Here is an 8,697-nt window from a genome sequence, read left to right as displayed (position 1 = left end):
CCGATTAGTGCCAGCTTGCGCGAGAAGGCACAAGCAATTATCGACGCTATCAAGTAGTAATAGAATCAACTCGAAGCCCGGCCCAGCCTTACGGCTGAGCCGGGCTTTGAGCAAAAATCAGTCTTGAATCACCTATTTGCCGAGGAGAATGATGTCATCACAAGCTCCAGTTGTGAAGCGTCGAATAGGTGACGTTGTTTTTTCTAATCTTGCACTGAGCTCAGGTGTCTCAATTCTGGTGATACTCGCCGCTGTTGCCATCTTCTTGTTTGCTGAATCAGTCCCCGCGTTCTTGAGTGAGCAAGACGCTGCCCCAGATGGATTCTTTAGCTATGTGGCGCCATTTCTTTTTGGAACGGTAGTGGCCTCGATTATCGCCCTGCTAATTGCCACCCCATTGGCAATTGGAATTGCACTATACATTTCACACTTTGCACCGAGGCGCGTTTCTCAGGTAATCGGGTACTCCATCGACTTGCTAGCAGCAATTCCATCCGTTGTTTACGGGTTATGGGGGATGCTTGTATTGGCCCCTTTTCTAAACCCCAGCTATCTCTGGCTGAATGAAAACTTGGGCTGGATTCCGTTTTTTGAAGGACCTGTTTCCGCAACCGGCCGAACCATGATGACTGTTGGAATCGTCCTAGCAATCATGATTTTGCCAATCATGGCAGCTCTAATTAGGGAGATTTTTCTCCAAACCCCAAGGCTTCACGAGGAAGCAGCGCTGGCTCTAGGCGCAACCCGTTGGGAAGTTATCAAAATGGCAGTGCTCCCATTCGGGAGAGCGGGAATTATATCTTCGGCAATGCTTGGCCTCGGAAGAGCTCTGGGCGAAACTATGGCGGTAGCACTTGTTTTGTCTGGATCTGGAGTGATTACCTTCGCCCTGCTGACCTCGACAAACCCAAATACAATTGCTGCCAACATCGCTCTCCAGTTCCCAGAATCCTCCGGGACATACACAAGCTTGCTAATTGCCACCGGTTTAGTTCTATTTGGTATCACTATGGCGATCAACATGCTTGCCAGGTGGGTAATTTCTCGTCGCAGTGAATTCTCTGGGGCTAACTAATGAGCGCGATTACAATGACCGCAAACTTCCGAGGCACACGTGGCCTTCCTAAGTGGCTAGCACCAACTATTCTTGCTGTCGCGGGAATTGTCTCGTTTGCAATAAACGCTTCGTTGGCAGGCTCCAACGAAGAATCAACCCAGATTAATTTGTTGTCGGTAGCGCTTTTAGCTGCAATTGTGTTTTCGCTGTCTTTCTATTTGGCTTCAAGGCTTATCGAGGGAAAGAGAAAGTCGGCTGATCGACTTGTAACAATATTGGTTACCAGCGCATTTTCCTTGGCACTTGTGCCGCTTGTATCTTTGGCCTGGACTGTTGTCGAAAAGGGAGCGGCAAGATTCGACTTGGAATTCTTTACTTTCTCAATGCGAAATGTGGTCGGTGAAGGCGGCGGCGCCTTCCATGCAATTGTCGGAACTCTCCAAATAACAGGATTTGCCACTCTTATATCAGTCCCTATCGGGATCATGACAGCCATTTATCTTGTTGAATACGGCCGTGGCCCCTTGGCACGAGCGGTGACATTCTTTGTTGACGTCATGACTGGAATTCCATCCATTGTTGCCGGATTATTTGCTTACGCTGCCTTCGTGGTAATTTTTGGCCCCGGCGTTCGTATGGGAATCGGTGGTGCAATTGCACTGAGTGTTCTGATGATCCCTGTTGTGATTCGTGCAACAGAAGAAATGTTGAAAATCGTTCCAAATGAGCTTCGCGAAGCCTCTTACGCTCTAGGAGTTCCGAAGTGGCTGACTGTCACAAAGGTTGTATTACCCACTGCCCTGGCCGGAATTGCAACAGGTGTGATGATTGCAATTGCCCGAATCATTGGCGAAACTGCCCCGTTGCTGATTATTGCTGGCTTTACCGCCTCTACAAACTTCAACCCCTTTGACGAGCGAATGATGACCTTGCCTGTTTTTGTCTACACTTCTTATGCGAACCAAGGCTCTGATGCTCAGGCGTATATAGATAGAGCCTGGACCGGGGCCCTAGTTTTGATGCTGATCGTGATGCTATTGAACCTCGTTGCCCGCCTAGTCTCCAAATACTTCTCACCGAAGGGATAGAAAAATGTCAATGAGAATAGAGCTCAGCTCTCTGAATGTCTATTACGGTAGCTTCCTTGCCGTAGAAGACATAAACATGACCGTGGAGCCAAACTCCATCACTGCCTTTATTGGCCCCTCTGGATGTGGTAAGTCAACCCTGATTCGGACTCTGAATCGGATGCATGAAGTAATTCCAGGTGCCTACGTCAAGGGTAGTTTGACCATGAACGGTGAGGATATTTACGCACCATCGGTGGATCCAGTAAAGGTTCGTCGTCAAGTAGGAATGGTTTTCCAAAGACCCAACCCTTTTCCCACCATGACAATCAAGGAAAATGTCCTTTCTGGATATCGACTGAACAACAACAAAATGTCTAAATCAGACGCTGATGCAATTGCCGAGAAAGCGCTAAAAGGCGCAAACCTGTGGAACGAAGTTAAGGATCGACTCGACAAACCAGGCTCTAGCCTCTCTGGTGGTCAGCAGCAAAGACTCTGTATCGCGAGAGCAATCGCAGTTGAGCCAAACGTGATCTTAATGGATGAGCCAACCAGCGCTCTAGACCCGATCTCCACTGCTGCAATCGAGGATTTAGCTATCGAGCTAAAGGAAAACTTTACCGTTGTCATTGTGACTCACAATATGCAGCAGGCGTCCCGAATTTCCGACATGACAGCATTCTTCACCATTGCCGACACAGGACTTCCTGGAAAACTGATCGAGTATGACAAGACGGACACGATTTTTTCCAACCCCAAGCAAAAGCAGACAGAAGATTACATCTCCGGAAGATTTGGTTAGAGTCGATCCGAAAGACTCTGGTGCTCAACCGCCACTAGCCTCGGCTTCTTTCCAGCAGTAGTTAGATGTAGCACGACAAATTCTGCTGGCTTCAAACTCTTCGCTTCAAGAATTAACTTTGCTAAAGCCGGTTCCGCGTAACTTGCCAGAACTTCTGTAATTGTTGGAAGAGTTGGTCGGTGCGTGCATAGGACCGAGGAGCGAGCATCAGAGAAAAGCTGCTTGGCAACCTTGGCAGTTCTTGCCGGGCCTTTCGCATTGCCCATTTCTGAAAGCTCTCCTCGCTCGATGAGCTTGTATCGGTGCGCTTTGGCGTAGGGGCCGATTGTGTCGCGGCACCTTCTCCAAGGGCTCGTAAACACCCTTTTTGGCCCGTACGCACTCAATAGCCGAATCAACTCTTTGGCTTGCTTCTTGCCATCCGGGAGCAGGGGTCTCTTCCCATCTTCACCCACGTAGTCAGCTCTCGGGGTGGCGGCAGCGTGCCTGAGAATGATCAACGGCTTGGTCTTGAGCATCCCGCTTTTTCTAAGTTCTAAGAGTTCTTGCAGTAACTCTCGATCGTGCACATAGCTCAGTTTGGAAAAAGCCTCATCTGCCTTTATCCATACCACTTCAGAGATTTCATCGTTGGGTTTGAACTTGGAGCTTGCAAGAGTTTTGTCGCTGACTCTTGCTGCCCAGTAGTGCACAATTTTGTTCCTGGATTTATCGAGTGGGTAGGTCATGGTCTGGAGTGGAACGCCGAGCTTTATCTTTAGCCCAGTTTCTTCTTTTATTTCGCGGACAGCAGTTTCGGCTAGCGTCTCACCGGGGTCTACCTTTCCTTTTGGGAAGGTCCAGTCTTGATACCTAACTCGATGAACAAGTGCTACAAGGAGACTACTTTTTTCCTCGCGCCAACAAACTGCTCCAGCAGCGTAAACATCCACGAAACTAGCTAACCTGACGCGCGGTTATGGAGCGCATGACGGCGTCCTGGAAATCACCTAGGGCAATACCCGAGTCATTGAATTGTTTCCTGTCCCAACTGCCATCGGCACCAAGATCCCAGCCAGCCACATCATCAGCCATTGCTAGCGAGAACATAGTTCGAGTGCGGTCGATATGCTCCGGCTCGATTAGGCGAACTAGCACCTCAACGCGACGATCTAGGTTTCGATGCATCATGTCGGCAGAACCGATGTAGATTTTTGAATCCCCGCCGCCTTCGAACCTAAAAACGCGGCTGTGCTCAAGGTACCGTCCCAAGATTGAACGCACTCTAATGTTTTCGGATAAACCCTTTACCCCCGGCTTCAGAGCACACATTCCTCGAACCAAGACGCGCACTGGAACCCCTGCGCGGGAGGCTCGATAAAGCGAGTCGATAATTCCTTCGTCAACAAGAGCATTGACCTTGATATCAATTCCCGAGGCTTTACCAGCTGCGTGATGTGCAATTTCCTGGTCAATTAGATCGGTTAGACCTTCTCGCACTCCTACAGGAGAAACCAGGAGAGTCTTGAACTTTGCTTCCGGAGCATAACCGGAGAGGTGATTAAACAACTTGGTGAGATCCTCCCCAACTTCTAACCTTGAGGTCAGTAGCCCAAAGTCTTCGTATACCCTTGCTGTTTTCGGGTTGTAGTTTCCGGTTCCGATGTGACAGTAGCGAACTAGCTGGCCAGCTTCTTGCCTAATTACGAGTGCAAGCTTGCAGTGAGTCTTCAAACCAACCATTCCGTAGACAACGTGAACTCCAGCTTGCTCAAGCTTTCTAGCCCAAGTGATGTTGTTCTGCTCATCAAAGCGAGCCTTGATCTCTACTAGAGCCAATACTTGCTTGCCAGCCTGAGCAGCTTGAATCAGAGCGTCAACAACGGGGGAATCACCAGAGGTTCTGTAAAGAGTTTGCTTGATAGCCAATACATCTGGGTCTTGCGCTGCCTGCTCCAGAAATTCCTGCACGCTAGTGGAAAAAGACTCATAGGGGTGATGCACCAAAAGCTCACGCTTTTTTAGAACGCTAAATATGTCTAGCTCTTCGTCATCTCGCGGGCGAAGGTATCTGTTGGTAAGTACCTGGTGTGGCTTATTGCGAAGTTCAGGTCTAGGAAGTGATGCGATGTCCTGCAGCCCGGTTAGATCGAGCGGCGATGGCAAGGTGTAGACATCTTGATTAGAAATGTCCAGCTCTCTAACAAGTAACTCAAGGACTTGCGGGTTCATGTCATCGGCAATTTCAAGTCGAACAGGAGGTCCGAATCTTCTGCGAAGTAACTCTTTTTCCAGAGCTAGTAGTAGGTTTTCTCCTTCATCTTCATCCACATCCAAGTCTTCGTTTCTGGTGACTCGGAAGTTGTGGTGCTGAACTACTTCCATTCCAGGGAACAACAAAAATATGAATTCACCGATGACATCCTCGAGCGGAACGTAGCGCACCTCTGAGGTGTCATCTTTGGCTGGAATCAAAACAAATCTCGGAAGTAGTGGAGGCACCTTTACTCTCGCAAAGTGCTCGCCCGGACTTCCGGCCTTCTTTAGAACAACCGCAAGGTTTAGCGAAAGACCTGAGATGTATGGAAACGGATGAGCTGGGTCCACTGCTAGTGGAGTTAGAACTGGAAAAATGTGATCTTCAAAAAAGCTCTGCAGATGCTGCTTTTCATCGTCCCTGAGTTCTGGCCAGCGAACCAGGTGAATTCCATTTTTTTCTAGCTCCGGCTCAATCACATCAAGAAACAAGTGTGCGTGGCGAAGTTGCAACTCATGAGCTTCTTTAGAAATGCTGCTGAGCACTTCTTTAGGGGATAAACCCGAAGGACTTCTCACGGCAAGTCCAGTTGCCAGTCGACGCTGAAGACCAGCAACTCGAACCATGAAGAATTCATCCATGTTGGAGGCAAAAATGCTTAGGTAATTTACGCGCTCAAGAAGCGGAACCCCGCTGTCCTCTGCCATTTCTAGAACACGACGGTTAAATGCCAGCCAGCTCAGCTCACGATCAAGGTAGCGATCGGGTGCCAAACCATCGGGTGAGGAGGGCAGGGTAATAGCCATGGTTTCTTCGGACATAAACCAATATTGACACGGCTAGCTGTCCTGTTGGTTAAATCTTTTTGAACTAAGCGTCTACCAGGTCCGAATCTGTTGGGTTAAAGCGGTATCCCACATTTCGAACAGTAGAAATGAGCCCTTCTAGGTCACCCAATTTGGCCCGAAGCCTTCGAATATGGACATCAACTGTTCTACTTCCACCGAAGTAGTCATAACCCCAAACTTCACTTAATAGCTGATCTCTCGAAAAGACTCTGCCTGGGTGCTGGGCGAGAAATTTCAACAATTCAAATTCTTTATAGGTCAAATCAAGTGGCTTCCCGTGAACTTTTGCCGAGTAGCTTGACTCATCGATTACCACACCCGATGCATTAATTGTGTTGACATCTTTTTCTGCACGATACTTTGCTATTGCTAGTCGAATACGTGCTTCAACTTCCGCTGGACCCGCGGAGTCAAGAATTATGTCATTCGAGCCCCACTCGTGATTCATCGCAGCAAGGCCACCCTCGGCCAAAACAACAATCAGCGGTGTAGAGATTCCGGTTGAGATGAGAACTCGTGCCATGGCTTTTGCTGAAGCAAGGTCTTTTCTAGCATCAAGAAAAACTAGGTCATGTTCTGGGGCATTGACCAGACTCGCGGGTTCTGCGGGTATGTATCTGACACGATGACTCAGAAGCGAGAGGGCAGGCAGGGCAACTTGTTCTGACGCTGAGGTCAAAACCAGTAGCTGTGCCATCTCACACCCCAAATCTTTGTGCCAAGTTTAGCCCGCACGGCAGGTGGCTAAGGCATGATTGAGATATGTCCAAACAGTGGGGTCAAATCCTAAGCATCTGGGTAATTGTTGCCGTGCTAGCTGTTTGGGCAATCGCATCCCAGGTGGCACTTACGGCTCCAGAGTGGTTCGGCACAATCCTTGCCGGCTCGGTTGCTTTGGTCTCGCTGTACCACTTGTTTCGGGCCAAGCCTGAGGGCATTGTTCGCAAGCTCGTGTACGTGGGCGGCGGAAGCTATCTGATTCTGGCCATCGCTACTGCCTACGTGTTTTTGGCAAGTTAGACTAGGAACATGCTTGCACTTGAAATCTTCTTCACAGGACTGTTGGTACTGGCATCTTTGGCCATAGGTTCAGTTTCTATTTTGGTTCTTTACAAATTATTTAAAGGACAAAAATAGTTGTTGGTTGTGCCAGAGGGCTTACCCCTGGAACTAACACCCTTCGCATTCCTGGTAGGAAAGTGGTCCGGTTCGGGAGTAATCTCCTACTCTCACAACTCTGACAAAGCTGACCAGGAATTTACTCAATCTGTGGAGTTTTCCTTCGACAATCAATCTGTTTTGGGGTATGTCTCAAAATCCACCCTGAGCGATGGAACATCACTACCAACCGAAGTTGGTTTTTGGCGACTAGCAAAGACTTCAGAGTCTTCTGATCACGGACCAGGCCTTCTTCCAGGAACTGGCACCAAATCCATCACCACGCACGAGCAACTCGAGACTCTTCGAAACAAAGACGGTGGCTTCGACATCGAAGCATCGATTTTGCACCCGAGTGGCATCAGCGAGCTATATATCGGTCAAATCAAAGGCGCTCGAGTAGACCTTGCAACCGATGCGGTCTTGAGATCACAGTCATCGAAAGATTATCGAGCTGCAACTCGCATGTTCGGTCTAGTCGAAGGTGCGCTGCTATGGGTTTGGGATATCGCCGCTCTTGGAAACCCAATGGCATCTCATGCTTCCGCCAGACTCGAAAGGGCCCAGTAGTTGCAAGTAAAACAGCACTATGGCAATCCAATGATTGAGCAGCGCAGCCTGTTCGAAGGTGATTCGTTGTGCCTAATGGATCCAGTCGGGATCATTTGCGTTTCTGGTGTTGATCGATTGACCTGGTTACATTCGCTACTTAGTCAAAACCTAAAGAACCTAAAACCTGGCGAATCCACCGAAGCATTGCTTCTTGACCCACAGGGTCACATCGAACAACTGATCAAGATTATTGATGACGGCGAAACCAGTTGGTTAATGGTGAATCAAGAAAACACTGAAGCACTGTTTTCCTGGCTTAGCAAGATGGTGTTTCGAATGAAAGTGCAACTAACTGATCGCTCCGCTGATTTTGCACTTGTGGGGACCACAAAGCCAAAGCCAGACCTGGCCTTTGTTTCTAATTCTCAACCTCTGGTGTGGAACGATGGATGGCCAGGCGTCACTCCCGGCGGGTATCGATACTCGACTAGGGAAGTGAACTACTCATGGTTCGAATATCTTGTTGAAGCCAGCCAGCTAGATGATTTATTGGCTAAGGCTAGCCTTGCCGGAACCATGGCTGCTGATGCACTTCGTGTAGCGGCAGGACGCCCGCTTGCCGCATCGGAGATTGACGATAAGTCACTTCCGCATGAGTTGGATTTGTTAGCAACCGCTGTGCACTTGTCTAAGGGTTGTTATCGAGGTCAAGAATCAGTAGCTAAAGTTCACAACCTAGGTCACCCTCCAAGGAGACTAACTTTCTTGCACCTGGACGGCTCGGAGCATTCACTGCCAGATGTTGGCGATGAGGTCAGAGTATCCGGCCAAGACAAAGTTGTTGGACAGATAACGTCTGCCGCGCAGCATTTTGAAATGGGCCCCATAGCCTTGGCGGTTATCTCTCGTTCGGTAGCGGAAGATGCTTCGCTAGAAGTTAGCTCCAGCGGGGGATTAATTGCGGCCACTCAGGA

9 protein-coding genes are annotated in these 8,697 nt (G+C 49.0%); 6 read left to right on the top strand and 3 right to left on the bottom strand.

The features are described 5' to 3' along the window. Positions 1 to 148: 148 nt before the first annotated feature. The 3 genes from pstC to pstB are packed head-to-tail and all read left to right on the top strand — an operon-like array spanning position 149 to position 2,929. Positions 149 to 1,075, top strand: a complete 927-nt coding sequence (gene pstC, locus AC9UES_RS05760; protein ID WP_509527517.1) for a phosphate ABC transporter permease subunit PstC — start codon at positions 149 to 151, stop codon at positions 1,073 to 1,075. Next, positions 1,075 to 2,145 carry a phosphate ABC transporter permease PstA gene (gene pstA / locus AC9UES_RS05755; protein WP_509527514.1) on the top strand — a complete coding sequence of 357 codons (1,071 nt, stop codon included), beginning with the start codon at positions 1,075 to 1,077 and terminating at the stop codon, positions 2,143 to 2,145. The genes pstC and pstA overlap by 1 nt, the downstream gene beginning before the upstream one ends. A 4-nt stretch (positions 2,146 to 2,149) precedes the next feature. After that, positions 2,150 to 2,929 carry a phosphate ABC transporter ATP-binding protein PstB gene (pstB, locus tag AC9UES_RS05750; protein ID WP_509527512.1) on the top strand — a complete coding sequence of 260 codons (780 nt, stop codon included), beginning with the start codon at positions 2,150 to 2,152 and terminating at the stop codon, positions 2,927 to 2,929. Here the strand turns inward: pstB and AC9UES_RS05745 are convergent. The 3 genes from AC9UES_RS05745 to AC9UES_RS05735 are packed head-to-tail and all read right to left on the bottom strand — an operon-like array spanning position 2,926 to position 6,710. Then, the gene (locus AC9UES_RS05745) at positions 2,926 to 3,861 is read right to left on the bottom strand and encodes an NUDIX hydrolase (RefSeq protein ID WP_509527509.1); all 936 of its coding nucleotides are present in this window, start codon (positions 3,859 to 3,861) and stop codon (positions 2,926 to 2,928) included. The genes pstB and AC9UES_RS05745 overlap by 4 nt on opposite strands. A 4-nt stretch (positions 3,862 to 3,865) precedes the next feature. After that, positions 3,866 to 5,986 (bottom strand): RNA degradosome polyphosphate kinase, encoded by a 2,121-nt coding sequence (locus AC9UES_RS05740; protein ID WP_509527506.1) that lies wholly within the window; start codon positions 5,984 to 5,986, stop codon positions 3,866 to 3,868. Positions 5,987 to 6,035: 49 nt separating this feature from the next. Beyond that, positions 6,036 to 6,710, bottom strand: a complete 675-nt coding sequence (locus AC9UES_RS05735; protein WP_509527503.1) for a response regulator transcription factor — start codon at positions 6,708 to 6,710, stop codon at positions 6,036 to 6,038. Positions 6,711 to 6,775: 65 nt separating this feature from the next. Here AC9UES_RS05735 and AC9UES_RS05730 point away from each other — a divergent pair, with 65 nt between their 5' ends. From AC9UES_RS05730 to ygfZ, 3 genes are all read left to right on the top strand, one after another. Further along, positions 6,776 to 7,033 carry a hypothetical protein gene (locus AC9UES_RS05730; protein ID WP_509527501.1) on the top strand — a complete coding sequence of 86 codons (258 nt, stop codon included), beginning with the start codon at positions 6,776 to 6,778 and terminating at the stop codon, positions 7,031 to 7,033. A gap of 117 nt (positions 7,034 to 7,150) precedes the next feature. Further along, entirely contained in the window at positions 7,151 to 7,741 is a 591-nt protein-coding gene (locus tag AC9UES_RS05725) for a heme-binding beta-barrel domain-containing protein (protein WP_509527498.1), read from the top strand. Between the two features lie 30 nt (positions 7,742 to 7,771). Beyond that, a partial coding sequence (gene ygfZ, locus AC9UES_RS05720; protein ID WP_509527495.1) for a CAF17-like 4Fe-4S cluster assembly/insertion protein YgfZ occupies positions 7,772 to 8,697 on the top strand: 926 nt, incomplete at its 3' end.

This window comes from Rhodoluna sp. (assembly GCF_044232805.1).
Classification (GTDB): Bacteria; Actinomycetota; Actinomycetes; order Actinomycetales; family Microbacteriaceae; genus Rhodoluna.
Note: the sequence above shows the minus strand (reverse complement) of the source record. Positions and strands in the feature narration are given on the sequence as shown.